14 protein-coding genes are annotated in these 17,079 nt (G+C 60.9%); 6 read left to right on the top strand and 8 right to left on the bottom strand.

The window, feature by feature from the left end:
- Positions 1 to 12: 12 nt before the first annotated feature.
- The gene (locus ToN1_RS03300; RefSeq protein WP_169204576.1) at positions 13 to 2,754 is read left to right on the top strand and encodes a winged helix-turn-helix domain-containing protein; all 2,742 of its coding nucleotides are present in this window, start codon (positions 13 to 15) and stop codon (positions 2,752 to 2,754) included.
- A gap of 121 nt (positions 2,755 to 2,875) precedes the next feature.
- On the opposite strand, the gene ToN1_RS03295 is transcribed toward ToN1_RS03300, so the two are convergent.
- From ToN1_RS03295 to ToN1_RS03285, 3 genes are read right to left on the bottom strand one after another with little or no spacing between them, the layout of a single operon-like run.
- Complete coding sequence (locus ToN1_RS03295) at positions 2,876 to 3,943, bottom strand: Rv3169 family protein (RefSeq protein ID WP_169204575.1); 1,068 nt, start codon at positions 3,941 to 3,943, stop codon at positions 2,876 to 2,878.
- Positions 3,944 to 3,985: 42 nt separating this feature from the next.
- Positions 3,986 to 5,344, bottom strand: a complete 1,359-nt coding sequence (locus ToN1_RS03290; RefSeq protein WP_169204574.1) for a DUF1329 domain-containing protein — start codon at positions 5,342 to 5,344, stop codon at positions 3,986 to 3,988.
- A gap of 16 nt (positions 5,345 to 5,360) precedes the next feature.
- Positions 5,361 to 7,223: a DUF1302 domain-containing protein gene (locus ToN1_RS03285; RefSeq protein WP_169204573.1), complete on the bottom strand. Its 1,863-nt coding sequence runs from the start codon at positions 7,221 to 7,223 to the stop codon at positions 5,361 to 5,363.
- 421 nt (positions 7,224 to 7,644) lie between these two features.
- Between ToN1_RS03285 and ToN1_RS03280 the strand changes: the two genes are divergently transcribed.
- The 4 genes from ToN1_RS03280 to ToN1_RS03265 all read left to right on the top strand — a co-directional run bounded on the left by ToN1_RS03280 (position 7,645) and on the right by ToN1_RS03265 (position 11,281).
- Positions 7,645 to 8,841 (top strand): phosphotransferase family protein, encoded by a 1,197-nt coding sequence (locus ToN1_RS03280; protein ID WP_169204572.1) that lies wholly within the window; start codon positions 7,645 to 7,647, stop codon positions 8,839 to 8,841.
- Positions 8,842 to 9,390 carry a hypothetical protein gene (locus ToN1_RS03275; protein WP_169204571.1) on the top strand — a complete coding sequence of 183 codons (549 nt, stop codon included), beginning with the start codon at positions 8,842 to 8,844 and terminating at the stop codon, positions 9,388 to 9,390.
- Positions 9,391 to 9,549: 159 nt separating this feature from the next.
- Positions 9,550 to 10,749, top strand: coding sequence for a phosphotransferase family protein (locus ToN1_RS03270; RefSeq protein WP_169204570.1), 1,200 nt, complete (start codon positions 9,550 to 9,552; stop codon positions 10,747 to 10,749).
- A gap of 1 nt (position 10,750) precedes the next feature.
- Positions 10,751 to 11,281: a hypothetical protein gene (locus ToN1_RS03265; RefSeq protein WP_169204569.1), complete on the top strand. Its 531-nt coding sequence runs from the start codon at positions 10,751 to 10,753 to the stop codon at positions 11,279 to 11,281.
- A gap of 96 nt (positions 11,282 to 11,377) precedes the next feature.
- On the opposite strand, the gene ToN1_RS03260 is transcribed toward ToN1_RS03265, so the two are convergent.
- From ToN1_RS03260 to ToN1_RS03240, 5 genes are all read right to left on the bottom strand, one after another.
- The gene (locus ToN1_RS03260; RefSeq protein WP_169204568.1) at positions 11,378 to 12,322 is read right to left on the bottom strand and encodes an electron transfer flavoprotein subunit alpha/FixB family protein; all 945 of its coding nucleotides are present in this window, start codon (positions 12,320 to 12,322) and stop codon (positions 11,378 to 11,380) included.
- 1 nt (position 12,323) lies between these two features.
- Complete coding sequence (locus ToN1_RS03255; protein WP_169204567.1) at positions 12,324 to 13,073, bottom strand: electron transfer flavoprotein subunit beta/FixA family protein; 750 nt, start codon at positions 13,071 to 13,073, stop codon at positions 12,324 to 12,326.
- Between the two features lie 40 nt (positions 13,074 to 13,113).
- Positions 13,114 to 14,298 (bottom strand): acetyl-CoA C-acyltransferase family protein, encoded by a 1,185-nt coding sequence (locus ToN1_RS03250; RefSeq protein ID WP_169204566.1) that lies wholly within the window; start codon positions 14,296 to 14,298, stop codon positions 13,114 to 13,116.
- A 100-nt stretch (positions 14,299 to 14,398) separates the two neighbouring features.
- Complete coding sequence (locus ToN1_RS03245) at positions 14,399 to 15,142, bottom strand: tyrosine-protein phosphatase (RefSeq protein ID WP_169204565.1); 744 nt, start codon at positions 15,140 to 15,142, stop codon at positions 14,399 to 14,401.
- Between the two features lie 31 nt (positions 15,143 to 15,173).
- Entirely contained in the window at positions 15,174 to 15,752 is a 579-nt protein-coding gene (locus ToN1_RS03240; protein ID WP_169204564.1) for a MarR family winged helix-turn-helix transcriptional regulator, read from the bottom strand.
- A 332-nt stretch (positions 15,753 to 16,084) separates the two neighbouring features.
- On the opposite strand from ToN1_RS03240, the gene ToN1_RS03235 reads away from it, so the two are divergent.
- Positions 16,085 to 17,071 carry a DUF7064 domain-containing protein gene (locus tag ToN1_RS03235; RefSeq protein ID WP_169204563.1) on the top strand — a complete coding sequence of 329 codons (987 nt, stop codon included), beginning with the start codon at positions 16,085 to 16,087 and terminating at the stop codon, positions 17,069 to 17,071.
- Positions 17,072 to 17,079 lie beyond the last annotated feature (8 nt).

Genomic DNA, 17,079 nt, shown 5'->3' with positions numbered 1-17,079 from the left:
TCGAAGCCGGCAATGCTGATCAGGACAAAATTCACACCACCGCGACCGACCCGGCCCCCCGTTCGTCGCGAGAAGGCGCTCGGCCTGCTTTCGTCGGGCTTGAGCCGTGCGCTCACCCTTGTCCGAGCGCCCGCGGGGTTTGGCAAGACCAGCTTGCTGACAGCGTGGCGCGAACAAATGCTCGAACGCAACATCTTCGTCGCCTGGCTTACCCTCGATCAGGATGACAACGACGAAACGCGTTTCATCGAATATCTGACGACTGCCCTTGCCGAGGCATTGGGGTCGCGAGCGGACGATACTCCCGAGTTTGCCAACGCGGGAAGGATCGTTTCGGTGCGCGTGCACCTGACGTCGATCATCAATGCGCTCGACAAGATCGAACGTGAAGTGGCGCTGATCGTCGACGACTACGAGAAGATCACCGACCCGAAGGTCCACGAGCTGTTTGCTTTCCTGCTCCGCCACATTCCGTCAAACCTGCATATCTTTGTGGCAACCCGCAGCGACCTGCCGATTCCCCTGACTTCGCTCCGCGCGAGTGACCAATTGGTGGAGGTCAATATTGAAACGCTGCGATTCGGGGTGGCCGACACGCAAGCCTTTCTCGCCGGTTCGATGTCGCCTTCATTGTCGGCCGACGAAGTCCGGGCCATTCACGATGCCACCGAAGGTTGGGTTGTCGGGTTGCAGCTGGCGACCCTGGCGATGACGGGGTGTCCGAACGTCCGCGATCTCATCTCCGGTTTTTCGCGACATTCGCGAGTCGTGAGCGACTACCTGGCCGAGAACGTGCTGACACAGATCCCTGGAGCGACGCTTGAATTCATGATCCGTACGTCGATACTAGATCGGCTCAACGGTTCACTCTGCGAGGCGCTGACGGGCGTCGGTGATGCGGCCGGGAAGCTCGAGTGGTTGGTCAGGCACAACATGTTCCTGCAGCCTCTCGATGAAGAGTGGCAGTGGTTTTGCTATCACGGATTGTTTGCGGACTTTCTCCGCTCGCAATTGAGGCACCGTTTCCCGCAGGAGTGCGAGCGTCTGCATTTGCGTGCGGCACAGTGGTTTTCGGAACAGGGCCTGTGGGCGGAGGCCGTGCGCCACGCAATGGATGCCAACCGGAGCGACCTCGCGGCGGAATGGCTGGAGCGTTGCGCCCTCGGCGAACTGCGCAGCGGTAGGGTGCGCAATTTGCTCAGCTGGATCCAGAAACTGCCGCAAGAAGCGTTGACGCAGCATTTCAGTATCCGAATTGCGCAGATCTGGGCATTGATCCTCACGGTACAGCCTCAGCAGGCCCGAGCGCTGCTCGATGAAGTCCAGACGCAGCTGAATGAAGCTCCGCCACCGGACGCCGACGAGTTGCGATGCACGTTGCGCGCGCAATGCGTCTCAATCATGAGCATGGGGGATCGAATCGGGGCGGCACTCGAGCTCGGAAAGAAGGTGTGGATCGAGCGGTTTCCCCGGGGCGTGGAACCGGGACGAGGTTTCGATTGGACGGACGAGGCCTTTCTCAATGCTATGCTTCATCTCTATCGCAAGAGCGGCGACCTCGATGCGGCGCGACGGGTTGAAGCCTTTTATCGTCCCCGCCAGGAGGAGGTACAGAACCTCCTGATGATGAGTTATCGGACGGGACTCATTGCGGCGCTGGAGATACGGGAGAACCAGATCCGCGTTGCGGCGCGGCGGTTGGAAGCGGCGCTGAGATTGAGCGAGACGCATGCCGGGCGCCGTTCGGCGACGGCAACTTTTCTGGCGGCCTTGCTCGCGGGCGTCTATTACGATTGGAATCTGTTCGAATCGGTGGAGGGCTTGCTCGCCAATCGATGTGACGTGATCGACGACGTCTGTTTTGTCGAGCCGACACAAACGGCTTATGTATCGCTGGCGCGAATCCGCATGGCGACCGGACAGCTGGATGCTGCGCGCGCAATTCTTGATCATATCGAGATGCTCGCCGAGCGTCGTGAGTGGCTCGGATTGGCGGCCGCCAGCATGGGCGAACGAATTCGTCTGGAGTTGCTGGAGGACCAGGACTCGGCAGCGGAACGGTCTTTGACGAGGCTGGAGGCGATGCAGTTGCAGATGGCACATGTCGACCCGGACCGGGTGGACGTAATGCTCATGAGTGCATCGGCGCGTTCTCGCCTTTTGTTGCATCGGCATTGTTTTGCCGAGGCGGAAACGCTGCTCAACGATGTGCTTGCGCGAATTGCAGAGCCCGGTGCAGCTGCCACGTCGTATGAGATAGCGGAAATCCGCACGCTGTTGGCGATTGCGCATCATTACTCGGGAAATCCCATAGCCGCACAACAGTGTCTGTCGCAGGTGCTCATGCTCACCGCCCCCGAGGGATTGATCCGTCCGCTTGCCGACGAGGGACTACGCATCGTGCCGATCCTTCAGGCCTGCATCAGGGCGGACGCAGAGGCTTCGCCTCGTACCGCGTATTACGAGCGCCTATTCGTTGCCTTGGACGTCGAGTCCTCATGCGCAGAATCTGTCACCGCCGGACTTGGGTGTCTGGACGACACGCAGGACCCCAATTCGCTGAGCCGGCGCGAATCGATCATCCTCGAATTGCTGTCGCGCAATCTCTCCAACAAGCAGATCGCCAAGGAGCTTTTCATTACCCCCGAAACCGTGAAGTGGCACCTGAAGAATATCTATCGCAAGATGGGAGTTTCGGATCGGCAGAGCGCTTCAAGGTTGGGACTGCACGCTCATCACACCGATGATAGATGACCTTGCGGCGCGGGCCGGGGTCAAGAAAGGGGCTCGGAGCGAAGGGGCTCCGAGCCCCAAGAAAAGGGACTCGCGAGGAGACTCGCATTGAGTCCCTTTGATGGTGCTCCAACTACGCCCTTCAACTGCCGAACGGGATTTCGAAGATTCCGTAGCCTCGTTCGCCGTCGCAAGTCACTTCCACGACGTGTTCCTGTATCCCTTTCGACACCGGATTGAGTCTCGAGTCTGAAGGCATCCAGCGTTCACCGGTGACTTTCAGCGGCCCCTGTCTCATGCCGTGAATGATGCCGTTGAAGCCACCGTAGTTGCCGCCACGCAAATGAAGGGAGGTGGCAAGCCGGCGCATATTCACCTTCAGTATTCGTCCCGATGTCAGGTGGACTTCGACGGCGGCATTCACGAAATGCTCGCCTTCGGTGAATTCCACGTGGCGCACGACCTTTTCGACCTTTTCCTGGAGCCCTCCGGCTTGCTCACTCCAGCGGATCAGGCCTTCAAAGAAGCGCGGCGTACCGTCGGTTTCGTGCGTGAGGAAGTACCAGAGGTAGAAGGACTCAAGTTGGACGCACACCCAGTTGTAGCGCGAACCCCAGTTGGCCTGCTTGAACCACTCCGACGTATCTTCGATCACCGCAACGCCGGGTCTTACACCCCAGGAGCGGTCGCGAATGGCCCAATGCCGGTCCTGGCTGAGTTGGATTCTCTGGCCGTCAATCTCGGCCCAACCCTCGACGCGGCCGACGTGGCCGAAGTGTGTCCAGTCCCATACGCGGCGGCCTTCGACCGAGGATACGAGGCGCAGGGGCTCCAGCGGTTGGAAATTCGCGATGTAGTCGAAGTCGTAACGGACACCGTATTCGTTTTCATCGAGCCGAAAGCGCCAGCGCTTCATTGGCTCGAGAATTTCGGCGTGGATCGGGCCGATGTCCATTTGATCGCGATTCCCATTCACCAGCTCCCGTGAAGCGCGAACATTGACCTGGAAATCCGGCGTGCAGATCAGGCTGAAACCATCCATGACCTGCATGTTGGGATAGACGCCGAGCCCCTGGGCAATGGACAGTGAGCCGTCCACCGCCTGCAGATTGAAATAGAAGCGGTCGAACCAGCGCTTGTCGTCATTGACGACATGTTCGAGCGTGCCGTAATTCTGATGAATCAGCGCATCGTCAAGACGTGTGGGCATGAGTTCATTTCCCTTTGATCTGAAAATGCCATTCGAATGGCATCATTGCTGCATGCCCCGACGACGCAATGCGTCGGACTTGAAATCGTCGACTTTCCCTTTCACATTGAAGGTGATGGAGGGCTGCTTGATTTCGTTGTCGATCTGACCGACGAAAAGATTTCCATTGGTCAGATCGTGCACCATGTAGGGGCGCTGGTGCATGACGGGCACATCGTATAGCTGCGTCAGGGGCAGAGAATACGATCGCCACAAGGTGCCGCGGCTGTCGTAAGCGTCAGCGGCAGCGATCAGCCAGCTATCCTCGTCGAGATAGAACGTGCGTTTTGCGTAGTTGTGCGACATGCCTTTTTTGAGATTGGCCTCGACGACCCACACCCGGTGCAGTTCGTAGCGAATCAGATCGGGCTTGATGAAGCCCTTGTCGAGCATGTCGGCGTACTTCAGTTTCGGGTCAATCAGCTTGTAGGCGTTGTATGGGATGTACATTTCCTTCTTGCCGACGAGCTGCCATTCATAACGCTCCATGCTCCCATTGAAGCCAAACCAGTCGTCGGTGATCCGCATGCCTTCGGTTCCGTCATCGACGTTGTCGAACGCTACGTTCGGAGCACGACGAACGCGACGCTGTCCGGAGTTGTAGATCCACGCCGCGCGCTCGCTTTTCGTATAATCGAATGGCTCATGCACCAGGTACATCGTACCGACGAGGGTCGTTGGAGCGCTGTAGTATCCGAAGTAGTAGTACATCTGACCCGGGGCGGGATCATCCATGTTGGATGCCTGGATCTGGTCTTCGCAATATCCGACCTTGTAATAATCGCCGTTGGGCCGAACCGGCAGCCAGTTTGTGCAGAAGTGGAAACCGCCGTACCAGCGAAGCAAATGGTTGTACATCACCTCCACGCCGGTCTTGGGGATCGGGAAGCCGATCCCCGGCGCAGAGTAGTCCTGCAGGCCGCCGGCTTTATCAACCGTGACCTTGGTCGCCTGCTCTTTGACGTGTGCGTAGACTTCCTTGGGATTGGCGAACGTGCGATGGGTCGGATAGATCGGCATCCGGAAGTTCGGATACTTCTTGAACATCTCGATCATGCCGGCCGTGAGCTTGTCCTTGTATTGCTCATAGTTCTGAGCAGTAATGGTGAACAATGGCTTTTCGGCGGCAAACGGATCGATATAGCCATTTTCCGGCTTGAAACCGGCAGGCGGCTTGGTAAGGCCGCCGTCCCAAGCTGGAATGGTGCCGTCCTTGTTGCCTGCTTTTTCAGCGCCCATCGGCGTCAGGTCCTTGCCGAGCCGGTCGGCTTCTTCGGCGGAAATGGCAGCCAGCGCAGCGTGGCTCGCCGAAAGAATTGCAATTGTGCCAATCGCCGTGAATGCATTTCTCAAGACTTTCATCTCTTGTCTCCCCTGATTAGAAATTCGCGGTCAATGTGGCGGACATGTAGTCGCGGTCGCGAAGCGGATCGAACGTGGCACCGTTGATGAAACGGTTGTAGCTGACATCCAGCGCGTACTGTTTCTGGAAGCTGAACTTCACGCCAAGGCCGAGCGTGCGGCGATCCTCCAGGAACTGGCCATCGACGGAATAGCCTTTGACGTCGTGGGACCAGAAGACCCGGGGCAACACGTCGAAGCCGCTGCCAAATGCATTGTTGTAGGTGAGTTGGCCGAGGAGGCGGTACCCCCAGGCGGACTTCGTCACGTAGCCCTTGTTCTTGCTGCATCCGTCCGGGCTGATATTCAGCGTCCCGCACGTGCTGCCGCCATAGGCGGCGTCCGGCCCCGGTCCGAAGATGAACGGACGGTTGAAACGACGATTTCCGTCGAGTTCGAGATCGTTCCATTGGTAGCCGACCTCGCCAATGGCGAGCCATTGATCGGCACCGAGGAATCTGTTGCCAGCCTGCAATGCATTGAGCTGAATCTGGTTCTTGTTTGTCTTCACGCCTCCGTGAAGAGCGCCATGTCCGGTGCCGGCTCCGTTGGCTGCAGCTTCCGCGGCGAGCGGTCCGAGGCCGAAGGAGCCGAAGAACATGTCGTTCCCGTCGAGCTGTGCCCGAACCCCTCGCGTCTGGCTCACTTCGGCACTGACCGACCAATCCAGGATATTGGTGGCTGCGCTCGCGCCGAATACCTTGAGGTCCTCCGGATATTCCCAGAATGCTGCTACCGGGGAGGTTGAAGCAGGGTGTCCCGGAAAGGTCCCGGGATTGGCGTAGGCGAGTGAAAATACCGGAGTGCGTGCGTGAATGTTCATCGCGTAAATGCCGAATTCGGTATCCAGTTTCGGCACGGCAAATCGGTATGCGACGCCAAACTGGCCCGAGTTTTTGGCATTCTCGCCATCCAGCGTCGGAATGTAGTTGCCGCTGGCCACTGCCTGAGGCGTGGAGCCGAGATGATTCAGCGCACTGGCATTCCAGCATGCACCGGGATCCTTCGCAATATTGCCTTGGGCAACGGACCAATAGTTTCCGCAGCCCGCCTCGATTGGCGACGGTTCCCACTTGAGTTGGTAGAAGGCTTCGAGTGAACCGAAGTCGCCCAGACTCTGGTTGGCCGAGAGCATCCAGATCGGCATGAAGACTTCTTTCAGTTCGGCACCGGGGCGGCGGAGCGCAGGAACGTCAATGGGACTGAGCTGATTCACGCCCTGTATGAAGACGCTCTCGCCCCAATTAAGAACGTGCCTGCCGCCGCGAACCTGAAGATCGTTGCCATCCAGACCCTTGAATGAGTCGTACACGTAGGCGTCGAGGAGGGCTACGCCGGAGTATTTCAGCAGAGGGTCGAAGCCCCTGTCGGAAAGTGGCTTCCGCGAGGTGAGCGAGTCGGTCTGTGCGTTGTACCCGTTGTATCCGTTCGGCTGGTTGCCGAATCGCACATCCTGATCCTTGAGCGTGTAGTCATACCACGCCTTGGCGCGAATCAAGCCGCCCGCCGTACCCTTCCTGAACGACAGTTCGCTCAAGATCTTGAAGGGAGTGGAGAAGGCGTCGTTCCTTCCGTAGTTCAAGTTTCCTTCATCGATCGTGTTATTGCCGGAGCCGTCGGTCAGGCCGATCAGTCTTCCATTTCCTTGGCCATAGAGCTTCGGGTCGCGGTTTTCGGTTCGAATGCTCGTCCCGAGTGAAATGGTGGTCAGCCACTTTCCTTGCCAGCCGTCCCCGAACTCGAAATCCGTAACCGCCAGAGCTCCCCCCGAAAAGCACGCCGCCAGTAACGCGGCGAGTACTTTGGGTGTTATCGCCGGAGCGATTGGTCTTGTTTTCACTGTCTCCTCCTTTTCGTCTGCCTTCGTTGCATTGCGAGGGGCTCGAGCTCATCCAGGGATGGGCGTCGGAACACATCAATGCCCGCAAATAGTACGTTATAGGATGGAATGGACAGCCTTCGCGAAGGGGGGGAATCGGGGGGGGTATGCGGGCTGTTTGGAACAGTTCTGTTCCCCCCCTGCAAACCACCTCTATATCCCCCGTCCGAGCGTGACAGCACGGTAGTTGGCGGCGTTAGTATAGGTTCAAGGCTGGAGTTGGCACTTCCCTGGGGAGCCTTGCATCCGGTCCGATACGACCCGGCCGAGCTGCCGGCAATCCTTTGGGGCGGCATCGCCCGCCGGGCTAATTATGCAGATGAAGGACTGCAGCATACGAAATACGTCGGCTGCAAGATAACGACCAAGGAGACAACCACCGATGCTGATCGTGGACAAGAACAATCCGCCGCCTGACTGGATCGAGGGCTTGCGCCGGAGATTTCCCGTCGAGCGGGAAATGGATCGCGTGCTGACGCGAAAGCTCCATCGCAGGAGTGGACCGGCCTATAGCCCGGTTTCCCTGGAGGTGTTGTGCGATGGCATGAAATCTTTGCTGCGGACCCAATTGACCGACGCATTTGAGGTCCGGGACGCAAAATGGCTGGCCGGGGGGGCGTCCAAACTCCAGGTTTCAATCAAACTGGACTGGCGTCATCCCGAGCTCGGGCGGACGACAACCCCGATGGTGATTCGCATGGAACCCGCCGAGTCGATCGTCGAAACTAGCCGCCTGCGCGAGTTTCAGATCATCAAGGCGGTCAAGGACGTCTTGCCCGTGCCGCCGGTCTATTGGGTCGACGACGCGGCCAAGCACTTCCCGTATCCGACCATCGTTTATGGGTTCGCCGAAGGTGTTGCAAAACCGACCGGGACATTCAGCAACGTGACTGGCCTCGGCATCAATTACGGACCCGAATTGCGCAAGGTGCTCGGAGAGCAGTATGTGGAGCACTTGGCTCGACTGCACACTTGGGATTGGACGAAGGCCGACCTGAGTTCCCTGGATGTTCCAGGGCCCGGTACCCATGCGGTCGAATTGCAATTGAATTGGTGGGAGCGCGTTTGGGAGGAAGACAGCAATCGCGATATTCCTCTCATGCGCGTCGCAGCCGCATGGCTCCGGGAGAACATGCCGGCAACCGAGAGACTTTCTCTCGTACACGGCGACTACCGCGCCGGTAATTTTCTCTTTACTGAAGGCGACCAGCGCATTTCAAGCTGGTTGGATTGGGAATTGGGACATTTGGGCGATTTTCACGAGGACCTCGCCTACACGACGCTCCCCTACCTTGCACATATGTCGGAGGACGGCACCCAAGAGCTGGCCAGCGGCATGATGCCCGCCGCGGAGATGTATGAACGCTTCGAGCGGGTATCCGGACTTGCCGTGAAACCCAAGGTCATCGACTACTACCATGTCTTTCATGCCTATCGCTCCGTGGTGATCGTGATCGGATCCGGATATCGCGCCGCCCGGAACGGCAAAACGCACCAGGATTTGCTGCTCAATTGGCTCATGGGCATGGGCTACACGATTCTGGGTCACCTGCGTCGCAAACTTGAGGAGATCGCCTGAATGGACATTCGCCCCGAAACCCAGATCCAGAGCGTGATCAAGGCGATGATCGACGTTGTGCTGCCGGCCGTCGATGCGGAGAACAAGATGGCTCAGGAGCAGGCACGACTTATTGTCGGAACGCTGCAACTTGTGGCCAAGCGACTGCCGCTGGCATTCCTTTACGACTGCGACGAACTCGATCGCTACGTGAAACACGCTGAAGACCTGATCACCGAGACCGAAGACCACATAGACGGCACGCTCCGGACCGAACTGACGAGCTTGGCAGCCCTCGGTCGCAACTTGCTTGACCGTGCGGGTACGGCACCGACGGAGATCGAGGCGGCGATCTTCGAGTTGCGAACGGCCATTGGCCTGCTGATCCAGGATGCGAACCGTTCTGCACCGGCCGGCGTCAAGGAGGCCGTACGCAAGAGCGTGCTCGAGATGTCGAAGCTCGAACTGGAGCGCGAACTGGCACTTGTAGCCGATATGGGCTTCGAAACGGATCCGGCAAAACGTCCGGAGCCTATTGAGCAGCAGTTGCGCCAGCGTCGCGGCCGGTAGCGCAGCCTACAACATAAGGTGCGCAAGAAGACAATATGGTATAATACGACGAGGTCTGAATGTTGGCCCGCTTCCGTTGTTCCACGCAGCACGGACTCGCGAAGAGGCGGGTTTAGGCCGCAGTCGATTCACGATTATTAGAAACAGGAGACATGGAGCATGCTGACAATCGACAAGAATCGTCCGACCGAAGCATGGATCGCGGAGTTGCGTTCGCGCTATCCGTGCGAGACGGAAATCGACCGCATCCTGGTGCGGAAACTGAGGCAACGCAGCGGGCCGGGTTACGAGCCGGTGCCGCTTGACACGCTGGTCACCGGCCTCGAAGGGTTGTTGCGGGCGAACGGGGTCCAGGACTTCTCGATCCGGAGTCCGCGCTGGCTGTCGGGCGGGGCGTCGAAGCTGCAGATGGCGTTCGAGCTGGAATGGCTGCGGCCGGGCGTCGGCTTCGAGAAGACGGCGATGGTGCTGCGCATGGAGCCGGCGGAATCGATCGTCGAGACGAGCCGGCTGCGCGAGTTCCAGCTGATCAAGTCCTTCGAGGGCGTCGTCCCCGTGCCGCCGGTGTTCTGGTGCGATCCGGACGGGAAATATCTGCCCTATCCGGCGCTGGTCTACGGCTTCGCGCCCGGCGTGCCCAAGCCCTCGGAAGCGGTGAGCGGTGTAACCGGGTTGGGCACCTGCATGCCGCGCGAGGTGCGCGAGCATCTGGCGCCGCAATTCGCCGAAATCCTCGGCCGCATCCATCGCCACCCCTTCTCGCGCGAGGCGCTGTCGGCCTTCGACGTCCCGAAGGAAGGTACGACCGAATGCGCCGAGTGGGGCGTCAATTGGTGGGAGCGCGTGTGGCAGGAGGATTCGGACGAGAACGTCCCGATGTTGAGCGTCGCCGCGGCGTGGATGCGGCGCAACCTGCCCGTGCTCGACTTCGCGTCGGTGGTGCATTCCGACTACCGCACCGGCAACTTCCTTTATACCGAACACGATAACCAGATCTCGGCGCTGCTCGACTGGGAGCTCGGCCGCATCGGCGACCGGCACCAGGACATCGCATGGACGACGAGTCGCGCCTTCTCCTCGCTCGCCGAGGACGGCAAGACGCTGCTGGTCTGCGGCCTGATGCCAGAGGCGGAGTTCTACGAGCGCTATGAAAAGGCGTCGGGGCTCTCCATCAATCCGAAGACGGTGCATTGGTACAAGGTCTACAACGCGTATTCGATCAGCGTGCTGATCCTGGGCACGGGCTACCGCATCGCGCGGAACGGGAAGACGCACCAGGACATCTTGGTGGCCTGGCTGATGGGCATCGGTTACATGATCGTGGATGAGATGCGCACGCTGATCGAGGAGGGATGCTGACATGCAAATGCGCCCGGAAGTACAGATTGCCGCGATGATCAAGGCAATGAAGGACGTGGTGATTCCCGCCGTAGCCGGCAGCAACAAACTCGCCGAGGAGCAGGCGAAGCTGGTGGTCGCCATGTTGAGCCTGATGGCGCACCAGCTGCCGCTCCAGTTCCGCTTCGACCGCGACGAACTCGCACGCCTCGTGCAGGCGAGCGCTGCGCTGAAGGAAGTCCAGCCGAAGGAGCCTCCCGCCCGCGCCGCGACTGGTGCGCTGATCGAGCGGACCGCTGAGGCGGAGCAGGTGTTGGAACAGTGCCGCCGCGACCCCGACGACCTGCGGCGTTCGGTGCACGCAATGCGCGCCGCGATCTGCGACGTGGTGGAGGCATTCGCCCAGAGCGGGGCGGACGGGCAAGAGAAGGTGGAGAGTATCGTGCTCGCGATGTCAGCCGAGCAACTGCTACGCGATCGCTCGCTGGTGAAGCTGCAGGGCTGGGAGCCGGATCCGGCAGCAGTGCCGGATATCGAAAAGCTGATCGGCTGAAAAAAGAACCTCGGCAGGGAATGGGAGAGAGGGAGGATCTGCCCTGCCGAGGGATCGTGAAGAAAATTGTCGGGGGCACGACCTCCCCCGATTCCATCAACCGAGTTTGGAAACGAGTTCCGGCACCAGCGTGAAGAGATCTCCCACGACGCCGTAATCGGCGATCTGGAAAATCGGCGCTTCCGGATCCTTGTTGATCGCGACGATCACCTTCGAGTCCTTCATCCCTGCAAGGTGCTGGATCGCACCCGAGATGCCAACCGCGATATAGAGCTGCGGCGCGACGATCTTGCCCGTTTGGCCGACCTGGAAGTCGTTCGGCGCGAACCCGGCATCGACGGCCGCACGGCTCGCCCCGAGGGCCGCGCCGAGGGCGTCGGCGAGCGGTTCCAGGACAGAGGTGTAGTGCTCCTTGCTGCCCAAACCGCGCCCACCTGAAACGATCACCTTGGCGCCGGCGAGCTCAGGACGTGCACTGGTCGCGAGTTCGCGTCGGAGGCAGCGGGTGCGCGCGAAGCCGACCGGCACGGCGATTGGCGTGATCGGCGCGCTGCCGCCGTTCGATGCGCTTTCGAAGGCGGTCGAACGCACGCTGATCACCTTGACGGGATCGTCGCTCGACACGGTGGCGAGTGCATTGCCTGCGTAGATCGGGCGCACGAAGGTGTTCGACGACTCGACCGCTACCACGTCGGAAACTTGGGCGACGTCGAGCAGGGCTGCGACGCGCGGCAGGAAGTTCTTTCCGAATGCGGTGGCGGGCGCGAGGACGTGGCTGTAGCTGTCTGCCTCATGGGCAACGAGTCCGACGACGAGCTTGGCAAGGTCTTCCGCGAGCAGCGCGTCGAGGTGCGGCGCGTCGGCGAGCATTACGCCCGTTACGCCCCGGATGGCCGAGGTCGCTTCGGCCGCGCCCATGCAGCCGCTTCCGGCAACGAGCACGTGGATGTCCGCACCAAGCTGCGCGGCGGCCGTGATCGTGTTGAGCGTCGCGCCCTTGAGGCTGCGATTGTCGTGTTCGGCAATGACGAGAATGGCCATGTCAGATCACCTTTGCCTGGTTCTTGAGTTTGGACACCAGCGTCGCCATGTCAGGGAGAATTTCACCGGCTTGGCGGGTCGCCGGCTCGACGACTTTCAGTGTCTTCAGACGCGGCGCGACATCGACGCCGAGATCGACCGGGGAGAGCGTGTCGAGCGGTTTTTTCTTCGCCTTCATGATGTTGGGCAGCGTCGCGTAGCGCGGCTCGTTCAGGCGCAGGTCGGTCGTGATGACCGCCGGCAGTTCCAGCGACAGCGTCTCGAGGCCTCCGTCGACCTCGCGCGTCACCATCACGGCGCCGCCTTCAAGCTTGACCTTCGACGCGAAGGTGGCCTGACCGCAGTCGAGCAGTGCGGCGAGCATCTGGCCGGTCTGGTTCGAATCGTCGTCGATCGCCTGCTTGCCGCAGATCACGAGCGAGGGCTGTTCGCGATCGCACAGGGCTTTCAGGATCTTTGCGACGGCGAGCGGCTGCAACTCGACGTCAGTGCTTACATGCACCGCGCGATCCGCGCCGAGCGCAAGGGCCGCGCGTAGTGTCTCCTGGCAGGCCGAGACGCCGCATGAAACCGCGACGACCTCCGTGACGCTGCCTGCTTCCTTGAGGCGGACCGCTTCCTCCACGGCGATTTCGTCGAAGGGATTCATCGCCATCTTCACGTTGTCGAGATCGACGCCGCTGCCGTCAGCCTTGACGCGCACCTTGATGTTGTAATCGATCACCCGCTTGACCGGGACCAGGACTTTCATGGGCTTTCACTCCTCGTGTGGGGTAGGGGGCAGAGGGAGTTCACAGACGTTCGTAGATGGCCGCGATGCCCTGGCCGCCACCGATGCACATCGTCACCAGGGCGTAGCGTCCTCCCGTTCGCTGCAGCTCGTAGAGGGCTTTCGTCGTGATGATCGCGCCGGTCGCGCCGACAGGATGGCCGAGCGAGATGCCCGACCCGTTGGGGTTCACCTTCGCGGGATCGAAACCGAGCTCCTGAGCGACTGCGCAGGCCTGAGCGGCAAAGGCTTCATTCGATTCGATGACGTCGATGTCGGCGATCGTCAGGCCGGCCCTTTCCAGCGCCTTGCGCGACGCGGGGACCGGACCGATGCCCATGTACAGCGGATCGACGCCGGCGTGCGCGTAGCTCACCAGGCGGGCGAGCGGCTTCAGACCGAGGCGTTCGGCGGCACGCGCTTCGGCGAGCACCACCGCTGCCGCGCCGTCGTTGATGCCCGAGGCATTGCCGGCAGTGACGAGACCATCCCGCTTGAAGACCGGCTTCATCGCCGCGAGCTGTTCGATCGTGACATTGGCGCGGACGTGCTCGTCGGTATCGAAGACGACCGTGCCCTTGCGGCTCGCGATCTCGACGGAGACGATCTGGCTCGCGAAGCGGCCTTCGGCGATGGCGCGCGCAGCCCGCTGCTGGCTTTGGAGCGCTAGCTCGTCCTGCATGTCGCGGGTGATGCCGTAGCGTTCGGCGACGTTCTCCGCCGTGATGCCCATATGCACGCGCTCCCACGGGTCGTGCAGGATGCCGGTCATGTAGTCCACGACGTCGGTATTTCCCATCCGTGCGCCCCAGCGCATGGATGGGATCATCATGATTCCGCGGCTCATCGATTCGGCGCCGCCGCCGATTGCGATGTCGGTGTCGCCCATCGCGATCGCCTGCGCCGCTGACACGATCGCCTGCAGGCCGGAACCGCACAGGCGATTCACGTTGAACGCAGGGGTCTCCTTCGGCAGCCCGGAATCGATGGCCGCGACACGGCTGAGGTAGGCGTCGGCGGGTTCGGTCGGGATCACATTGCCCATGACCACATGCCCGATCCGGTCGGGCTCGACGCCGCTGCGCTCGATCGCCGCCCGGACGGCTCTGGTCGCCAGGCTCCGCATCGGGACGTCCTTGAGGCTGCCTCCAAAAGTGCCGATCGCCGTGCGAGCGGCGCCGACCAGGAGGATGTCGCGTGTAGTCATGGGATCTCCATACGGTTCTATATAAAATCGTATGGTAGCGAACGAAAACGAGAAGCGCAACCCGGCAGTGGCGCGTCGAAATTCGAACCGGTTAGGGTGTCTAGGCCAGCAACAGATCCCGCAAGCGGCTGATCGCGCGCGCGTTAAGGCCGAGGGCTTCGCGGAGGAAGTCTTGCTCGCTCGCCCAATGCTCGTCGATGGCGGCAAACGACGCCTGCAGATAGTCCGCGCGCACCTTCATCAAGGCGGACAGTGCAGATTCGGGAACGCCCTCAGGGACCATGAAGCGCAGATCGCGGGGCGCCACGTTCGACAGCAGGTAGTCCGCGACGATGTCTTCGCGGGATACTCCCAGCGCCATCAGGATCATGGCGATGCCGAAGCCTGTGCGGTCCTTGCCGCTGGTGCAGTGAATCAGTGCCGGAAGCGCGTCCGGCGCGAGAAGGGCCTCGAACATGCGCGCATAGTCGCTCGCGTGGTCGAGCGGAAAGCAGCGGTAATAACCGGCGAGGGCGGAATGCACTGCCATTTCGTCGCTGTGCGGCCCGAGCGAAGGGATGAGCTCGTGTGCGCCGCGGGGAAGAAAGCCGATCGCGTGCTGGCGGATCTGCGTTCCGGGGGGCAGGCGGTTGGGTTTGCGGATGCGTTCCGATTCATGCCGCAAGTCGCACACGGTGTGCAGCCCCAGCGCATCGAGCCGAGCGAAATCGTCCTCCGTCAATTCGGCGAGTGAATCCGAGCGGAAGAGCAGGCCGCGGCGAATGACGCCCCTATGCGCCGTGCCGATGTCACCGAGATCGCGACAATTGGTGGCACCTTCGAGGGCGATGATTCGCGGATTCACTGCATGACGCTCCACTGCAGCAATCGTTCGATCACTCGCCGTCGATTTCAATGTCCGCGGATTCGCCTGAGCCCAGTGTGAGCAGCGACTCCTTGATCGACGAAAGCATCCGAATCAGTTCGCTGCGATCGTTATCGGTGAGGCTCGCAAGTATCTGCTCGTTGAAGTCGCTCTCGATCTTCACGAGTTTTTCCAGCAGCTGATGCGAACTCCGCGACAGGAAGACCCGTTTCATGCGGCGGTCGGTCGCGTCGGGACGGCGTTCGATGAAGCCGGTCGCTTCGAGGCGGTCGAGCAGCGAGCCGAGGCTGGCCTTGCCAACGTCGAGCATCGACGCCAATTGGGTCTGGGCCATGCCGTCGTGGCGCGACAGGTGGGCGAGTACCCACCACTGGGCGCGCGTGATGCCGAGCGGCTTCATCAACTGGTCGAAGACCGTGCGGCGCATCCGCGACACGTCGTGAATCAGATAGCCCAGCCTGATGTCACGTCGCTGCGCGGCAGTATCGACACCCTTGGCTTTCGGGGCCTGCTCAATCGCGTTTGCAGCCGCGTTCGAACTTCCTTTGGCGGCCCTGGCGGTCGCGGGACCGGATTCCTTTGCTCGCATTTCTTGCCTTCCTGTTGGTGACGCGGCAGGCCGCATGCCTGCATGGATAGCGGTTCGGTGCATATTGTACGACTAAATACGGGTTTATTCATAGCCGTTTATGCTAGTCGGCGCCGCGATGACACCGCATCCCGTGCTTGAGGATAATCCCCGGGTACGTAGCTGGTGTTGCTGGAAAATATGAGCATCCGATGGGCTCCTGGTTTCGGCAGTCGGAAGAGCATTCGGACGCCCTTCGGAGAAGAAGGAGACAAAACGCTTGACAATAATCGTACGCAACAGGACGATATGGCTAGGTGAGATATTCCCACGCGACCACAAGAGGAGCGAATATGAACGAACAGGAGCGGCCGCGCGCCGATCGGCGCATTTCCCTGGACCCGGTCCATGACTCGCGACATCGACTGCGGGCCGATGCGCTGGCTCGGGAGTCGCTGGTCTTCATGCTGCAACTGCCGGAAAGCGGGCTCGCCGCGTTCGTGTACACGTGGGTCAATGGACTCGGGAAGGCAGGCTCGGCTTTCGTCGTCTACGGACCTGAGGTCGGTGAAACGGTCACGGACTTGATCGATGGCGTGCCCGTGAGTGACGAGCAAGGATTCGAGGACTGGCAGGTCGGCAAGGTCAGTGTGCGTCATGGCAAACCGTTCGAAAGCGCCCAAGTCATCGTCGCGCCGGGTGGTCGGGCATCGCTCGACTACCGCTTCGAGGCGGTCCATCCGGCGTACAACTACGGCAGCCACCGTGATGGCTGCCCCGGGTGGGTCGCCGACGACCGCATCGAGCAGAGTGGTCGTGTCACCGGTGTGCTGACCCTCGATGGCCGCGAAATTCCCTTCGATACGATGGGACACCGCGATCATTCCTGGGGTACCCGTGACTGGTATTTCTCGCAGCATTGGAAGTGGCTAGAAGCGCAGTCCGGACCGGATCTGGTGGTGCACTTCTGGGAGGTCGAGGCGCTCGGTCGGAAGGTGTTGCGCGGCTACGTCCTGCGCGACGGCGAGATGGCGGAGGTCAACGGCGTCGACATGAGCTTCGAGCACGACGCGCGGCTTGCGCATACCGCGGTGTTCGCCGATGTGCGCGACGAGCTCGGGCGCAGCACGCGGGTCGAGGGGCGCACCTTCGCGCTCTACCCCTTCGTGGTGAGTCCGCAGGTCATGCTGAACGAAGGCTCGATGAGCGTGACGATCGACGGCAAGCCGGGCGTTGGCCATGTCGAGATGTGCTGGCCGAGCGCCTATCTGGAGCACGTTTGCACCCGCGACATTTCGGCGGGTTCCCCTGTCATCCGTGGTCTGCCCTCGGCAGGCTAGAGGCATTT

It is taken from the genome of Aromatoleum petrolei, from assembly GCF_017894385.1.
In the GTDB taxonomy this organism is placed as follows: Bacteria; Pseudomonadota; Gammaproteobacteria; order Burkholderiales; family Rhodocyclaceae; genus Aromatoleum; species Aromatoleum petrolei.
Note: the sequence above shows the minus strand (reverse complement) of the source record. Positions and strands in the feature narration are given on the sequence as shown.